This is a genomic window from Pedobacter psychrotolerans (assembly GCF_004340665.1).
GTDB classification, from domain to species: domain Bacteria; phylum Bacteroidota; class Bacteroidia; order Sphingobacteriales; family Sphingobacteriaceae; genus Pedobacter; species Pedobacter psychrotolerans.
Genome location: NZ_SLWO01000006.1, coordinates 93,225 through 107,524, shown reverse-complemented (window position 1 = coordinate 107,524; position 14,300 = coordinate 93,225). Strand labels below are relative to the sequence as shown.

15 protein-coding genes are annotated in these 14,300 nt (G+C 36.8%); 10 read left to right on the top strand and 5 right to left on the bottom strand.

Features of this window, described 5'->3' with window-relative positions:
* Position 1 precedes the first annotated feature (1 nt).
* Positions 2-520: an isopentenyl-diphosphate Delta-isomerase gene (idi, locus tag EV200_RS15750; protein ID WP_132534331.1), complete on the top strand. Its 519-nt coding sequence runs from the start codon at positions 2-4 to the stop codon at positions 518-520.
* 264 nt (positions 521-784) lie between these two features.
* Here the strand turns inward: idi and EV200_RS15745 are convergent, their stop codons facing one another.
* Together EV200_RS15745 and EV200_RS15740 are read right to left on the bottom strand one after the other, a co-directional pair.
* A complete protein-coding gene (locus tag EV200_RS15745) occupies positions 785-979 on the bottom strand; it encodes a KTSC domain-containing protein (RefSeq protein ID WP_132534329.1) in 195 nt (64 codons plus the stop codon).
* 31 nt (positions 980-1,010) lie between these two features.
* Positions 1,011-1,400 carry a hypothetical protein gene (locus EV200_RS15740; protein ID WP_132534327.1) on the bottom strand — a complete coding sequence of 130 codons (390 nt, stop codon included), beginning with the start codon at positions 1,398-1,400 and terminating at the stop codon, positions 1,011-1,013.
* Positions 1,401-1,506: 106 nt separating this feature from the next.
* Here EV200_RS15740 and EV200_RS15735 point away from each other — a divergent pair, with 106 nt between their 5' ends.
* The 5 genes from EV200_RS15735 to EV200_RS15715 all read left to right on the top strand — a co-directional run bounded on the left by EV200_RS15735 (position 1,507) and on the right by EV200_RS15715 (position 5,456).
* Positions 1,507-1,695, top strand: coding sequence for a hypothetical protein (locus EV200_RS15735; RefSeq protein ID WP_132534325.1), 189 nt, complete (start codon positions 1,507-1,509; stop codon positions 1,693-1,695).
* Positions 1,696-1,798: 103 nt separating this feature from the next.
* On the top strand, positions 1,799-2,590 hold the full coding sequence (locus EV200_RS15730; RefSeq protein WP_132534323.1) for a HipA family kinase: 792 nt from the start codon (positions 1,799-1,801) through the stop codon (positions 2,588-2,590).
* Positions 2,568-2,951: a DUF3037 domain-containing protein gene (locus EV200_RS15725; protein ID WP_132534321.1), complete on the top strand. Its 384-nt coding sequence runs from the start codon at positions 2,568-2,570 to the stop codon at positions 2,949-2,951. Before EV200_RS15730 ends, EV200_RS15725 begins: the two co-directional genes overlap by 23 nt.
* Before the next feature lie 43 nt (positions 2,952-2,994).
* Positions 2,995-4,908, top strand: a complete 1,914-nt coding sequence (locus EV200_RS15720) for an AAA domain-containing protein (protein ID WP_132534319.1) — start codon at positions 2,995-2,997, stop codon at positions 4,906-4,908.
* Between the two features lie 173 nt (positions 4,909-5,081).
* Complete coding sequence (locus EV200_RS15715) at positions 5,082-5,456, top strand: response regulator (RefSeq protein ID WP_132534317.1); 375 nt, start codon at positions 5,082-5,084, stop codon at positions 5,454-5,456.
* On the opposite strand, the gene topB is transcribed toward EV200_RS15715, so the two are convergent.
* The gene (gene topB / locus EV200_RS15710; protein WP_132534315.1) at positions 5,439-7,292 is read right to left on the bottom strand and encodes a DNA topoisomerase III; all 1,854 of its coding nucleotides are present in this window, start codon (positions 7,290-7,292) and stop codon (positions 5,439-5,441) included. The two genes, EV200_RS15715 and topB, sit on opposite strands and share 18 nt — an antisense overlap.
* Before the next feature lie 45 nt (positions 7,293-7,337).
* Here topB and EV200_RS15705 point away from each other — a divergent pair, with 45 nt between their 5' ends.
* Both EV200_RS15705 and EV200_RS15700 read left to right on the top strand, forming a co-directional pair.
* On the top strand, positions 7,338-7,541 hold the full coding sequence (locus tag EV200_RS15705) for a hypothetical protein (protein WP_132534312.1): 204 nt from the start codon (positions 7,338-7,340) through the stop codon (positions 7,539-7,541).
* Between the two features lie 317 nt (positions 7,542-7,858).
* A complete protein-coding gene (locus tag EV200_RS15700; protein WP_132534310.1) occupies positions 7,859-8,296 on the top strand; it encodes a hypothetical protein in 438 nt (145 codons plus the stop codon).
* Between the two features lie 10 nt (positions 8,297-8,306).
* Here EV200_RS15700 and EV200_RS15695 read toward each other — a convergent pair whose 3' ends face one another.
* Positions 8,307-8,642, bottom strand: coding sequence for a MerR family transcriptional regulator (locus EV200_RS15695; RefSeq protein ID WP_029285247.1), 336 nt, complete (start codon positions 8,640-8,642; stop codon positions 8,307-8,309).
* A 116-nt stretch (positions 8,643-8,758) separates the two neighbouring features.
* On the opposite strand from EV200_RS15695, the gene alaS reads away from it, so the two are divergent.
* Both alaS and EV200_RS15685 read left to right on the top strand, forming a co-directional pair.
* Positions 8,759-11,452 (top strand): alanine--tRNA ligase, encoded by a 2,694-nt coding sequence (gene alaS, locus EV200_RS15690; RefSeq protein ID WP_132534307.1) that lies wholly within the window; start codon positions 8,759-8,761, stop codon positions 11,450-11,452.
* A 416-nt stretch (positions 11,453-11,868) separates the two neighbouring features.
* On the top strand, positions 11,869-12,591 hold the full coding sequence (locus EV200_RS15685) for a hypothetical protein (RefSeq protein WP_132534305.1): 723 nt from the start codon (positions 11,869-11,871) through the stop codon (positions 12,589-12,591).
* Here EV200_RS15685 and EV200_RS15680 read toward each other — a convergent pair.
* The gene (locus EV200_RS15680; RefSeq protein ID WP_132534303.1) at positions 12,588-13,799 is read right to left on the bottom strand and encodes a TCR/Tet family MFS transporter; all 1,212 of its coding nucleotides are present in this window, start codon (positions 13,797-13,799) and stop codon (positions 12,588-12,590) included. The genes EV200_RS15685 and EV200_RS15680 overlap by 4 nt on opposite strands.
* Positions 13,800-14,300 lie beyond the last annotated feature (501 nt).

Below are 14,300 nucleotides of genomic sequence, written 5' to 3'. Positions count from 1 at the left end.
AATGGAAGACCAAGTAATTCTAGTCGACGTAAATGATTTTCCAGTAGGTTACATGGAAAAATTAGAAGCACATCAAAAGGGCATACTTCATCGAGCCTTTTCTATATTTATCTTTAATTCAAAAGATGAGTTATTGTTACAACAGCGTGCGATAAATAAATATCACTCCGGTGGCTTATGGACAAATACCTGCTGTAGTCATCCTAAACCCGGAGAAAATAACCTGGAGGCCGCCAATCGCCGGTTGATGGAAGAAATGGGAATGAAGACCGATTTAAGTTATGCGTTTAATTTTACTTACCGGGCAGCGTTTGATAATGGATTAATAGAACATGAGTTTGATCACGTATTTTTTGGAAAATCAGATCTTCTTCCCATATTAAATAGGGAAGAGGTAGAGAACTTTAAATATCTGAGTTTACCTTCATTAAAGGAAGAATTACAACGTAATCCTGATGATTATACACCATGGCTTAGAATCTGCCTGGATAAGGTAATCGAGCATTATCAATCCTATTAAAACTAAAAACGGGCATACAGCCTAAGCCATATACCCGTATCTAAATTAACGCTCTCGGCAGCAAATATAAGGTAAGATTATTGATACTTCCAAATTACTTAATATGTATTTTACATTTAGATTATATAACAAGAAAGGCTGAATTAGGGTGGTTTCATAAGATGCTGTCTTTCAGTATTTTGATTTTCAAACGAAGACTTTATAATTTTTAAAAAATTATTCTGTTAACAATTTAATATCATTAAAAAGGATAAATTAACCATGTTACAGTTTTTTAAACCTGAATTTATTTTTAATTCTCTCATTAAAATATCTGCCCTTTGAAGTTGCAGATTTAAAGGAATTGAACACCGTTTGCGGCACATTTTTATAATGATAGATGTATCCGCTAACAAATACAATGGTTAATATTTTTGATTCGGCGTGATAGCTAAAACTTTTAATGACAGACGAAGGCATAAAATCTATTGCATAATAAAATCAAATACGCTTATTTTTCTTCATCTGCATGTAGCTCAGATTCTTCTTTTGCTACCCTTATTTTTTCTTTCTTCAGATCGATCCTGATAATATTATACAAACTCATATAAATATTGGCAATCCATACTATAGAGAAAAATGAAATAATATAGCCTCGCCAGTCAGGATAAATTAGGGTATACCTGGTAATAAGCAGGATTAAAATGGTAACGTAATGGCTAAAGCAATATTCGCAGGTAAAAACGTAAAAGAACTTTCTTTTAATTAAGCGCTGGCAGTTTTTAGATCGATCAACACAAAACAATCTCGCTTCCTTAAAAATTTCCTCTTTAGTAACTGTCCAGGCAATGCAAGCCACTGGTATGGCCAATACGAAAAGATAATAAATAGGTAGCTCCATAAAAAAGTAGATTTGTTTATAGTAACCTTAAATCCAGGTAAATGTTTACATGCGTTTAAACATTTTGAAAGGTGAGCTGTTAGTTAGGTATTCAATTTAAAATGTTATGGATAGATCAGAAATTATTGCACTTCTTGAGGTGATTAATCAACAAGTGAGTTCTTCAGTATTAGGTGGCAGAGAAGATGATTATGAAGAATTGGAAAGCATGGGTTTAATTACCATTGATAGAGATTCGGTGCAATGGGCTGCTACAATAACGCCAGCCGGAATCGCTTATTTGGGACATGATTAATGCCTGGAGGTAGGCATAGTTTAGCTTGATTATGAATTTAATCTGTTAAATTTGCGATAAGTGAAAAAACTGCATGTATTTAATATGCCTTTCACTTATACTTATGAATAATTTTCAACTTAGAACAGTTAACGTTACCAGATATGTAACGCCTTTGCGTGAAGGCGGCTCTATGCCTGCAATTGCCGAAGCGGATGATGACTTTCTGTATGTATTAAAGTTTCGAGGGGCCGGACAGGGACCTCGGGCATTAATTGCAGAATTAATTGGTGGTGAAGTTGCCAGAATACTTGGCTTACGCATACCAGAATTGGTTTTTGCCCAGTTAGATGAAGCCTTTGGCCGTACAGAGCCTGATGAAGAAATTCAGGATTTGCTGAAGGCCAGTGTGGGCTTAAATCTGGCGCTGCATTACCTTTCAGGTGCCATTACTTTTGATCCAACCGTAACTACAGTAGATCCGAAATTAGCCTCGCAAATTGTATGGCTGGATTGTTTTTTAACCAATATGGATCGTACTTGCCGCAACACCAATATGTTGGTTTGGCATAAAGAACTTTGGTTAATTGATCATGGCGCATCCTTATACTTTCACCATTCCTGGCAAAACTGGGAAGAACAGGCTACACGCCCGTTTTTTTTAGTTAAAGATCATGTATTACTTCCATGGGCATCAGAGCTGGAAGAGGTTGATCAGGAATTTCGCGCTATCCTTAATGGCGAAAAAATAAATGCCATCATTGATTTGATTCCGGATGTCTGGCTAGAAGGAGAAACCAATTTTCCGACTAAAGAAGCGCATAGAAAAGCTTACGCTTATTTTCTGGAAACCAGATTAAATCATTCTCAAATATTTTTAAAAGAAGCACAGCATGCAAGAGAGATACTTATTTGAGTACGCTGTAATTCGGGTAATGCCAAGGGTAGAACGCGAAGAGTTTCTTAATGTTGGCATCATTTTGTTCTGTGCGAAGAAGAAATTTTTGAAAAGTATTTTTTTTCTGGATGAATCTAAAATTAAGGCCATTTATGCGAAGATTGATCTGGAAGATTTGATGGCTAACTTGACAGCTTTTGAGCGAATCAGCAGTGGAATAAAAGGATCTGGCCCCATTGGCGAATATGATCAGGCATCCAGGTTCAGGTGGTTAACGGCCACCAGAAGTACAGTAATACAATGTTCAAAAGTTCATCCTGGATTTTGCCTTGATGCAGAAGAAACCATGATCAGGTTACACCAGGAGCTGGTACTCTAAAACTTGAACATTAACCATTTCAATCAAGCTTAATAAAATTCAATTGTCAAAAGAATATTTTAAAAATCTGCAGGATCTGCTTCATATCGAGCGTGAAGAAGATTTACAGTCGTACTTAAAGCTAACGCAAAATACCTCAGCCGCTGATCGGAGAGCGCTTGGATTAACCTGGTACCCAATCGCAATTCGCAATACAGAAATGGGTAAAGGTGATTATTTAACGGTAGAATTAGAGCGAACCACCCATCAGGATTTGTCGCATCAGTTTCGGTTTGGTTCGTCAGTGGTTTTATTTTCTAACCATGATCCAAAAACTGATCAGGTGGAAGGAATTATCTCACATCAAAGTGCCAATAAGGTGAAAGTAAGTCTTCGGATAGATGAACTGCCTGACTGGGCCAGGGATGGTAAACTTGGTTTAGATTTATTATTTGATAACAATAGCTATGATGAAATGCAGCAGGCATTGAAACAGGCTACAAATCTTACCGAAGATGCTGCTGAAAACAAGTTAATTAAAGTAATTGCCTCGGGTGAAAAACCTTCTTTTCAACATACTGAAAAATTCATTCTGCCTAATGGACTCAATGAATCTCAGCAACTTGCAGTAAGTAAAATCGTTTCTGCAGATCACCTGGCTATTATTCATGGTCCTCCCGGAACTGGCAAAACCACCACTATTGTACAGGCAATAAAGTCGTTAATTAAACACCGCGATCAAAAAATATTGGTTGTGGCTCCAAGTAATACGGCAGTTGACTTACTGACTGAAAAACTAGCGATAGAAGGTTTAAATGTAATTCGGATAGGAAATCCGGCAAGGGTTTCAGAAAAATTGTTATCAGCTACCTTAGATCATCAAATGGCTGATCATCAGGAAATGAAAACAATCAAGACCTTAAAAAAACAGGCAAGTGAGTACAAAAACATGGCGCATAAATATAAGCGCAGTTTTGGTAAGGCTGAGCGTGACCAACGTAAGGCACTCTTTGATGAAGCGCATAAAATAGGGAAGGAAATAGAAAAAACCGAATCCTATATCATGGATCACCTGTTTAATAAAGCGCAGGTAATTACAGCAACATTGGTAGGAGCGAATCACTATACTGTTCGCCAATTGAAATACCATACTGTAGTGATTGATGAGGCTGGACAAGCTCTGGAACCTGCTTGTTGGATTCCGATTTTGAAAGCCCAAAAGCTAATTTTAGCAGGCGATCACTTTCAGTTACCACCAACTATAAAATCTACAGAAGCAGCAAAAAAAGGATTAAGTAATACTTTGCTCGAAAAGTTGGTAAACCTTCATCCTGAATCTGTTGTGCTTTTGAATGAACAATACCGCATGAACAAAAATATCATGGGCTATTCATCAAAGGTTTTTTATGAAGACAAATTAATTGCACATGCTTCGGTAGCTGAACAATTGCTTTTTAAAGATGATGAGCCACTCAATTTTATTGATACTGCTGGTTGCAGTTTTGATGAAAAGTTAGATGGTACAAGCACCACCAATCCGGAAGAAGCCGCATTTCTGATCAGACATTTGCATCAACTGGTAACCCGGTTACAAATGGATTTTTCTCTGGAATATTTTCCAACCATTGCCATTATTTCCCCCTATAAACAGCAAGTCCAGATTTTAAAAGCCCTGATGCTGGAAGATGATCTTTTACTTAAGCACCAAAACAAAATTGCCGTAAATACCATTGATAGTTTTCAAGGGCAGGAGCGGGATGTGGTTTATATTAGCTTAACCAGAAGCAATTCGGAAGGAAATATTGGTTTCTTATCAGACACGAGGAGAATGAATGTGGCGATGACCAGAGCTAGAAAAAAATTGGTGGTAATTGGCGACAGCTCTACACTTTCTAAAGCTAAATTTTATGCAGACTTTATTGGTTATGCTGAAAAACTAAACACTTATCATAGCGCCTGGGAATATATTGATACCTAGATAGAATTGTATTACAGTTTATTTTTTATTTTGTATTAAATTATTATTTTTGAACAGATAATCCTAGATTTCGATTCATTTAAAGCTCAAATTGAAACAATTCATAGTTGATTTTGATTAATTTGAGTCAGAGTTCGGTGATTTAGACTTCACAGAATCCAATAAGTATTTAAATGAATCAAGGTTTGAAAATTTTAATTGCAGATGATAGCGAATTGATGCGTATCGTCATGAAAGGTTTTTTTAAGAAATTTCTGTCAACATGTGAAATTTCAGAAACCTCCAATTTGTCAGAAACATTTAACCTGCTGAATAAACAAGATTTCGATTTTCTTTTGCTGGATATCAATATGCCGAGTGGCGATAGTGATCCGGATACCGTTAAAGAAATATTAGCCATACAGGAGAACGTAAAAGTTTGTATGTTTTCTGGTAATGACAAAAATACTTTAGAACAGGACTATCGGGACGCAGGCGCTATCGGTTTTATTCAGAAAAACGGAGACATGTCTGAAGCACTAAAAGAAGTATTAGCTAACAATTTCTAATTTATTTTCTTCCAGTTTTCCTGAAATTGTGGCTCCGGCAATCAGCAGTTCGTTGGTGATCATTTTGGTGTATTCTGTAATTTCAGATTTAAAGTCTTTAACAGATGAACCAGACCTGATTTCTTCCAATCGCTTTTCCCACTGACCGGTTAATTCTGCCTGTGCAATTTGCTTGTCTTTAACCACTTCGTAAACCACAAGGCCCTTAGCAGTTGGAACTAAATTTCTTTTTTCACGCGTGATATATGTTCGGGTAATTAGTGTTTCAATAATAGATGCCCGGGTGGCTGGTGTACCTAATCCGCTGTCTTTCATTGCATAACGCAACTCTTCATCTTCAATTTCTTTACCACAAGTTTCAAGGGACTTAAGCAGAGAAGCCTCATTATACATGGCTTTTGGCTTGGTCTGTTTTTCCAGCAATGATTTTTCTGTAATTGGCAATTGTTCACCCACTACCACCTTTGGTAAGGCAGCATTATCCTCATCTTTTTTATCTTCATCCGTTTCATTAAAAACAGCACGCCATCCTGCCGATCGGATTACTGTTCCGTTAGCCAGAAAAGTTAAACCCGATTGAATGGTGATTTTGGTAATTTCCTTCAGGCATTCCTGGTGAAAAGCTTCGATCATCCTACCCACCACCATATCATATATCGCTTGTCGGTCACTGCTTAAACCATAAGCTTCTACGCCCGTAGGTAAAACTGCATGGTGATCAGTCACCTTTTTTGCGTTAACACTGCGCTTATTGAGTTTGATGGTTTGTAAAAATTGTGCTTGTTTACCGAAATCTGGATGATTGGTAAACTTTGAAATTAAATTGGGCACACCTGCAAAAACATCATCTCCAATATACCTGGAACCTGTACGAGGATAGGAAACCAGTTTGCTTTCATATAAGTTCTGTAAAATGCCCAAAGTCTGATCAGCAGTATAGCCTTTCTTCTTATTGGCTTCTTGCTGTAAACTACTTAGATCGTGCAGGAGTGGTGGTGGTTCTTTTCTAGGTTTTGCTTCCACAGCAGTGATGTTTCCACCATTTGGAAATCCAGATGCTACGTCCTCCACCAGAGCAAATAATTTTTCCGCCTCTTCCTTATCTTTATAGTTTGTGGTTGAAACAGCCTTAAAAACCTGCTCATCTTTAACCAATAAAATACTGAGCTGGTAATAGGTTTGTGGAACAAAGTTTTTAATTTCCAGGAAACGGGCACAAATCATGGCCAGGGTAGGTGTTTGCACTCTTCCCAATGACAACACGGTTCTGTTCCCAGCAGAAATACTAAGCGCCTGCGTGGCATTCATTCCCACCAGCCAATCTGATTCAGAGCGACAATGGGCAGAGTTGAAAAGTGTATCGTAATCCGTTCCGGGCTTTAAATTCCGAAAACCATCTTTAATGGCTTCATCAGTTTGTGAGGAAATCCAAAGTCTTTTAAACGGCTTTTTGCATTTAAGGTAATAATAAATGTAACGGAAAATTAATTCACCTTCCCGTCCGGCATCCGTAGCCACTATGATTTCTGTAGCCTCATCAAAAAGCTTTTTAATCGTATCTAATTGTTTTCTTACCGCAGGATCTTCAACAAACCCATCTTTAGTTTTTATTTTACGGATGGCTAGCTTAAACTTAGCTGGCAACATGGGTAAATGTTGTCGCCTCCAGCCAATAAAACCATAATCCTGAGGAGGTGCCAATTGTAATAAATGCCCAAATGCCCAGGTAAAAGAATATCCTTTACCTTCAATGTATCCATCTTTTCTGGTGGTTGCTCCGAAAACTTTAGCAAGTTCACGACCAACAGAGGGCTTTTCTGCAATTACAATTTTCATGAATGGGGCTTATTTTTCAAACCCCAAAGATCGCTAAAATAACTCATGGCGAGCTTAATTTTTTACTCACATGTTAAAGTATTGAGCGCTAAACATTTTGATGCTTTCTGTGTTAGCTTCTTGTATTTTTTTAACCTGCAGGATGATATTTATTGTATTTTACGCAGCGGTTTGCAAGGAAATAAGGAAGAAATGTTGTTTGTCAGTTTAAAAGATTTCTCCATTTCGGTCGAAATGACGATAGGTTAAATATCGTTTAGAATATGTGTAACTGAATGAAGAAGCGTTGTTTGTCAGTTTAAAAGATTTCTCCACTTCGGTCGAAATGACGATAAGTTAAATATCGTTTAGAATATGTGTAACTGAATGAAGAAGCGTTGTTTGCGGTTTAAAAGATTTCTCCACTTCGGTCAAATGACGATAAGTTAAATATCGTTTAGAATATGTGTAACTGAATGAAGAAGCATTGTTTCCGGTTTAAAGGATTTCTCTTTTTCGGTCGTAATGATAATATAGGTCGAAATCAGTTTAGTAACAATTGCTACCTATTCAAATCATAATGATGAATGGAAAAACAGTATAACTTATTTAATCATGAAATTCAGGTTCATTTTGAACCAAAACTGGTAAGGGTATTTAGTGATGCTGCACTTTGGGCATTTCTGAAAGATGATGCAGGAACGCGATTTGAAATTTTAGTTAAAATCATTAAAGATGATTACCTGAAGAAATATGAGGTAGAACTTAATATCACCAACGATTCATTGATTGTAGAAATTTTGGTTCACGTATATTGTGACTATATTGGTTTAAGATTTAATCAAGTGGTTAAGATTAAATTCATTCAAAAATTAGTCGTTAAGTTACTAGAGCGGGCTGAAGTGGTGGATTGCGGCGAGCGGAGTGTAGATAGCAATCGCTGGGTTTGGGATTTGCTCTCCAAATATAAAAAAGCTTTTATCAAAATTCTACCTAAAAATTTAAACAGGAGAAAACTGAAATAATAGCTGAATTTTAAAGTTCTTTTGCTAAATTCACAAGAAAACCCTTCAATTTTTCTAAAGAGTCAATAATCTTTTGATTTTCTTTTACATCCGATTTATTATTTTTTAAATGCTCTTTAGCGCCTTTAAGTGTAAAGCCTTTTTCATCTACTAAATTGAAGATGATTTTAAGGTTTTCAATGTCTTCAGGTGTAAAAAGACGATTGCCTTTCTTGTTTTTCTTGGGCTGAAGGATATCAAACTCCTTCTCGTAAAAACGGATTTGAGATGCATTAACATTAAACATTTCAGTCACTTCGCCCATCGTATAATACATTTTATTAATGTCTCTTTCTTTGTACGGCATAACTTGTGCTTGATTATTAGGGTTTTACATCGATTATTTAAAGCATTCAAATGTAACTCGATTTTTCCTGATTAACGCAATAAAATTTTAATTTTGTTCCTTCAATATTTAAAATAATGACAGCTAAAGAGATAAGACAGGCATTCCTTCATTTTTTCGAACAGAAACAACATCATATAGTGGTTTCGGCACCCATAGTGGTAAAAAACGACCCTACTTTAATGTTTACCAATGCCGGGATGAACCAGTTTAAGGATTTGTTTTTGGGAGAGGCTGCTATTAAATATGCCAGAGTTACAGATACACAACGTTGTTTGCGGGTATCAGGAAAACATAATGATCTGGAAGAGGTGGGTATAGATACTTATCACCATACCATGTTCGAGATGCTTGGAAACTGGAGTTTTGGCGATTATTTTAAAAAGGAAGCCATTGCCTGGAGCTGGGAATTATTAACTGAGGTGTATAAAATACCTAAAGATCAATTATACGTTACCTATTTTGAAGGCGATGAAAAAGAGGGTTTAGAGAAAGACCAGGAAGCTTACGACCTTTGGAAACAATATGTGGATGAAAGCCATATTTTACCCGGCAATAAGAAAGATAATTTCTGGGAGATGGGCGAAACAGGTCCTTGTGGTCCGTGTTCTGAAATCCATGTTGACTGTCGTACTGATGATGAAAAGGCATTGGTTAATGGCGCTACTTTGGTAAATGCCGATCATCCGCAGGTAATTGAAATCTGGAACAATGTTTTTATGCAGTTTAACCGTTTGAAAGATGGTTCATTGCAAAGTTTGCCTGCCAAACATGTGGATACCGGAATGGGCTTTGAAAGATTGGTAAGGGTTTTACAGGAAAAAACGTCTAATTACGATACCGATGTTTTCCAGCCGATGATTCAGTTTATTGCTGAAAAATCAGGCATTCAATATGGCGCTGATGAAAAAACGGACATTGCCATGCGGGTAATGGCTGATCATATCCGTGCCATTTCGTTCGTAATTGCTGATGGTCAGTTGCCATCTAATAACAAAGCTGGTTATGTTATCCGCAGGATTTTACGCCGTGCAGTTCGTTACGCTTATACTTTTTTAAACTTCAAAGAGCCATTTTTGAATCAACTGGTACCTTTGCTGGCTGAACAGTTTAAAGGCGTTTTTGATGAATTGGTTGCACAACAGGATTTTGTACAGAAAGTGGTTTTAGAGGAGGAAGTTTCTTTTTTGAGAACCTTAGGTCGTGGAATTGAAAAGGTTTTGGAATATGAGCGCAAAAAGTATCTTAATGATAGAGGATATGATATTAATTCTGAATTGTCTTTAGAACAGTTTAAAGATAAAGTCGCATATGGAATTAAGGTTGATGGTGATTTTGCATTTGAATTATATGATACCTATGGTTTTCCAATTGATTTAACAGTATTAATTGGTAAAGAAAGAGGTTTTAGAGTTGATACGGATGGATTTGAAATAGCACTCGAAAAGCAAAAAAATCGTTCTCGTGCCGCCACAGCTATCGATACTGGCGATTGGGTAATCGTTAATGCTGATGATCAAAGTGAATTTGTAGGTTATGATGATTTAGAAATTGCAACGGAGATTTTAAAATACCGTAAAGTTAAAGCAAAAGGGAAGGAGCAATATCAGATTGTTCTACGCCAAACGCCTTTTTATGCAGAAAGTGGTGGACAAGTAGGAGATACTGGTCGTTTAGAAGATCACAGTCGCCAGTTTTGGGTAGACATTACAGATACCAAGAAAGAAAATGGATTAACAGTGCATTTTGCAGATATTCTGCCAGATAACCTTGAAGGAAAATTCTGGGCAGTGGTGGATGAAGATAAACGTGTGCTCACTGAAGATAATCACTCTGCGACACACTTGTTGCATGCTGCTTTAAAACAGGTTTTGGGTCAGCATGTTAACCAGAAAGGTTCATTGGTGAATGCAGATTACTTACGTTTTGATTTTTCACACTTTGCGAAAGTTACAGAAGAAGAACTTGCACAAATTGAAGTCATTGTAAACCAGAAAATCAGAGCAAACATTAAGCTGAAAGAACAAAGAAATGTACCTTATCAAGATGCCATTGAAAGTGGTGTAACAGCTTTATTTGGTGAGAAATATGGTGATTTTGTTCGGATGATTACTTTTGATGATCATTTTTCAAAAGAACTTTGTGGCGGTACGCATGTAAAAGCAACCGGACAAATTGGTTCATTTAAGATCGTTTCTGAAAGTGCCGTTGCAGCAGGTGTTCGCCGGATTGAGGCCATCACGGCTGATAAAGCGGAACAGTATTTCTTAGATCAACGTAAAGAATTAGGCCATTTAAAAGCACTCTTAAATGGTTCGAAAGATCTTTCGGCATCAGTCCAAGCTTTACTGGATGAAAACACTAAACTGAAAAAAGAAATCGAAAAAACCACTTTAGAGCGTGTTGGAAACTTAAAGAATGAAATTGTACACCATGTAAGGGGCATAAATGGGGTAAACCTTATTGCCAGACACATCGATCTGCAAAGCGCTGATGCCATTAAAAATTTGGCTTTCTCACTTAAAGATATGGTTGATAATCTCTTTTTAGTATTTACCACTGAAATTGATGGCAAGCCTGGCATTACTGTAATGTTATCTGATGGCCTGGTAAAACAGGGAATGAATGCATCCAACATCGTTCGTGAGCTGGGTAAGGAAATTCAGGGTGGAGGTGGAGGTCAGCCTTTTTATGCGACTGCTGGTGGTAAAAATCCTGCTGGTTTAGGAAAGGTGCTGGAAAAAGCTGAAGATTTTATTCCAAAAGGATAATAAATTATCGTTAGCCGGGATCTCTAATCCCGGCTTTTCTAGTTGCGGATTTAAAATCCGCAGTTAATTATAGGCGAGATTACAAATCTCACCCAACGGTTAGTTAGCCGGGATCTCCAATCCTGACTTTTCTAGTTGCGGATTTAAAATCTGCAGTTAATTATAGATAATATTTTACTCTAAAATCTTAAATCTTCATGCAATTGGTTTATATGAGGATTTCTTATTTATAGCTTACTATCGTGCTGACTACATCAGGCTAATAAACTTTTAACGCTTGTATATTTAGGGACGTTTTGCTCAAAAAGATAAGATCAGCAGAAAATAATTACATTGCATAATTAATACTCACTATTAAACAAGTTTAAATGGGCCTCGGATTTTCGTTATTTTTTATTTTTATTGCTATTAAAATAATGAACAAACATCTGGATAAAGATATTATTCAACCCACGGTGGTAGAAAATCCAAACCTCGGCGAAACCAAACTCATCAATTACTTTCCGATAATTTTTCACCTCACTATTATTGTACTGATTTTGTTCTCGTGTTTTAGGTCTGGAATTATGAGCGAGGCACGTATAGGCTTACTGATTTCAGATGGGATTTTTCAATTTGTAAGTACCATACTCATTTATATCATTGCGCTTATCAATCCGTTTGTATCTTTTTCCACCGAAATGAGAAAAAAAATTACCGATAAGGCTCAGGATCAGGATTTTAACTGGCTCAATTGGCTATTAAAAAATAGAAACTGGCAGTTATTAAAGGGTTTAGCCTGTATTGCTATTATAGGCTATTGCATATATGAAGGTTATCTGGTTATCCCAAATTTGAATCAGGGCGTTTTATCAGGAATAGCAGTTGTGCTGATTTTCTTTTTTGTACTCAGTAATATCATACAGTTAATTCAAAATCCGGTATTGTTTAAGCAAAAAACATTGTTTAGGCTATCTATGCTTTACAAGTCTTTCAAATTGGTCTTCCTGATATCTCTTGGTTTGCTTATAACTATTTTCGTCTTCACACTAGTTTTGAAGATTGATCAGCATAAACGTATTCTGACTTCGGGAAGCATATTGCTTGTTTATAATGTGGTGATGGCTTATAATGAATTCAAAATCCTTCGCGTTAATTAATGATACTTCCTCAAAGCACGGATTGCAATAAACAATCCAATCAGTGTTAAAAATGCACTTAAAATAAAAGGAGCACCAGGAAAATATAAAGGTGTTCCATCTTCAATAAAGTAAACAAAAATATGGCTAACCAGCCATGGCCCGATAATAGCGGCAAGGCTTTGCAAACTGGTGGTAATTCCTTGAATTTCTCCTTGTGCATTTTCTGGCACCTGGTTGGAAATAATACTTTGCATCGCTGGTCCGCCAATACCCGCCAAACAATAAGGTATGATGAACAACATCATCATTGTTCCGTTTTTAGCAAAGGCAAAACATAAAAAACCGATCACATATAGTATTAATCCAATATAAATTGCCTTTCTATTTCCAATTTTGGGAATAACAATCCGGATCAATCCACCTTGAACTAGCGCAACCATAATCCCCACCACGGCCAGCGAATAGCCAATCATCTTTGGTGTCCATTGGAACTTTTCAATCACATAATATGACCAATTGGATTGAACGGAATGACTGGCAATATAAAGTAATAATAAAGTGGCCAGCAAACCTAAAATCGCCGGGTATTTTGATGCATTGATAAACGAACCAACCGGATTGGCACGTTTCCATGAGAATTTTCTACGTTTCTCTTTTGCCAGCGACTCTGGCAGAATAAAATAACCATACAACCAGTTGAGTAATGACAGGCCCGCTGCAACCATAAAAGGTACTCTTAACCCAAAGCTGCTGAGCAAGCCTCCACCAACTGAACCTAAAATAAAACCTAATCCAAATGCAGCACCCACTAATCCGAAGTTTTGAGCTTTTTTCTCCGGTGTTGAGATGTCTGCAATGTATGCCATACCAGTAGTAAAGCTTGCACCGGTAATCCCGGCAATAATTCTTCCTATAAAAAACCAGAATATGGATGGCGCAAAGGAGAGAAGCAGATAATCCATGCCAAGGCCAAACAAAGAAAAAAGCAAGATTGGTCGCCTGCCATACTGATCACTTAAACCACCCAGGATGGGAGAAAAAATGAATTGCGGCAAAGCAAACGCAACCATAAGGTAGCCTCCATAATCTGCAGCTACGCTAGTGCTTCCACCGGTAAATTCTTTTATAAGATTTGGTAAAACCGGAATGATGATTCCGAAACCAGTACAATCAATCAAAAGCGTAAACATAATAAAGATCATCGCCGATTGTTTCTGCTGAGCCATAGGTTTAGATTATATACAAAAATAGAATTTTGGAGTTAATCTTTTAAGGGTTATTGTTTTAATTCAATAATAAGGTGCTGGTTTGATTTTTAAAGATTGGTGGCATTAGTTATTAAATGTTGATTGGATGAGCATACCTGAATTTGATAATTACGGATTGATTTTAACACCCCGGTCTGCGACCACCCCTCTGAAAGAGGGGAATTACGATCGCCATTCCCTCCGATGCATCGGAGGGTGATCAAACGGCCAGGTGGTTGAAATATAAATACCTATTCAAAGCATTGTAGTTAGATCATTAATCAAATTAAGGTTATTAAGATACGAGGAATCGATATTATAAAAAACTTATTTAAATACGACTGTAAGAACACCAAAAAAATCTTTCATCTAAAAACCTTTAACTACGGCCAAAACTTTTCCACAATGCCTTATTTCGGCATATTTTTGCTAAATTCGCAAGGTTATAACAATAGCTTTTTGAAACATCGTTTTTGATAA

Excerpts from the sequence above, each read along its gene's own strand:
- idi (WP_132534331.1), top strand. The coding sequence starts at position 2 with ATGGAAGACCAAGTAATTCTAGTCGACGTAAATGATTTTCCAGTAGGT.
- EV200_RS15745 (WP_132534329.1), bottom strand. The coding sequence starts at position 979 with ATGCCTTCGTCTGTCATTAAAAGTTTTAGCTATCACGCCGAATCAAAA.
- EV200_RS15740 (WP_132534327.1), bottom strand. The coding sequence starts at position 1,400 with ATGGAGCTACCTATTTATTATCTTTTCGTATTGGCCATACCAGTGGCT.
- EV200_RS15735 (WP_132534325.1), top strand. The coding sequence starts at position 1,507 with ATGGATAGATCAGAAATTATTGCACTTCTTGAGGTGATTAATCAACAA.
- EV200_RS15730 (WP_132534323.1), top strand. The coding sequence starts at position 1,799 with ATGAATAATTTTCAACTTAGAACAGTTAACGTTACCAGATATGTAACG.
- EV200_RS15725 (WP_132534321.1), top strand. The coding sequence starts at position 2,568 with ATGCAAGAGAGATACTTATTTGAGTACGCTGTAATTCGGGTAATGCCA.
- EV200_RS15715 (WP_132534317.1), top strand. The coding sequence starts at position 5,082 with ATGAATCAAGGTTTGAAAATTTTAATTGCAGATGATAGCGAATTGATG.
- topB (WP_132534315.1), bottom strand. The coding sequence starts at position 7,292 with ATGAAAATTGTAATTGCAGAAAAGCCCTCTGTTGGTCGTGAACTTGCT.
- EV200_RS15705 (WP_132534312.1), top strand. The coding sequence starts at position 7,338 with ATGGCGAGCTTAATTTTTTACTCACATGTTAAAGTATTGAGCGCTAAA.
- EV200_RS15700 (WP_132534310.1), top strand. The coding sequence starts at position 7,859 with ATGGAAAAACAGTATAACTTATTTAATCATGAAATTCAGGTTCATTTT.
- EV200_RS15695 (WP_029285247.1), bottom strand. The coding sequence starts at position 8,642 with ATGCCGTACAAAGAAAGAGACATTAATAAAATGTATTATACGATGGGC.
- alaS (WP_132534307.1), top strand. The coding sequence starts at position 8,759 with ATGACAGCTAAAGAGATAAGACAGGCATTCCTTCATTTTTTCGAACAG.
- EV200_RS15685 (WP_132534305.1), top strand. The coding sequence starts at position 11,869 with ATGAACAAACATCTGGATAAAGATATTATTCAACCCACGGTGGTAGAA.
- EV200_RS15680 (WP_132534303.1), bottom strand. The coding sequence starts at position 13,799 with ATGGCTCAGCAGAAACAATCGGCGATGATCTTTATTATGTTTACGCTT.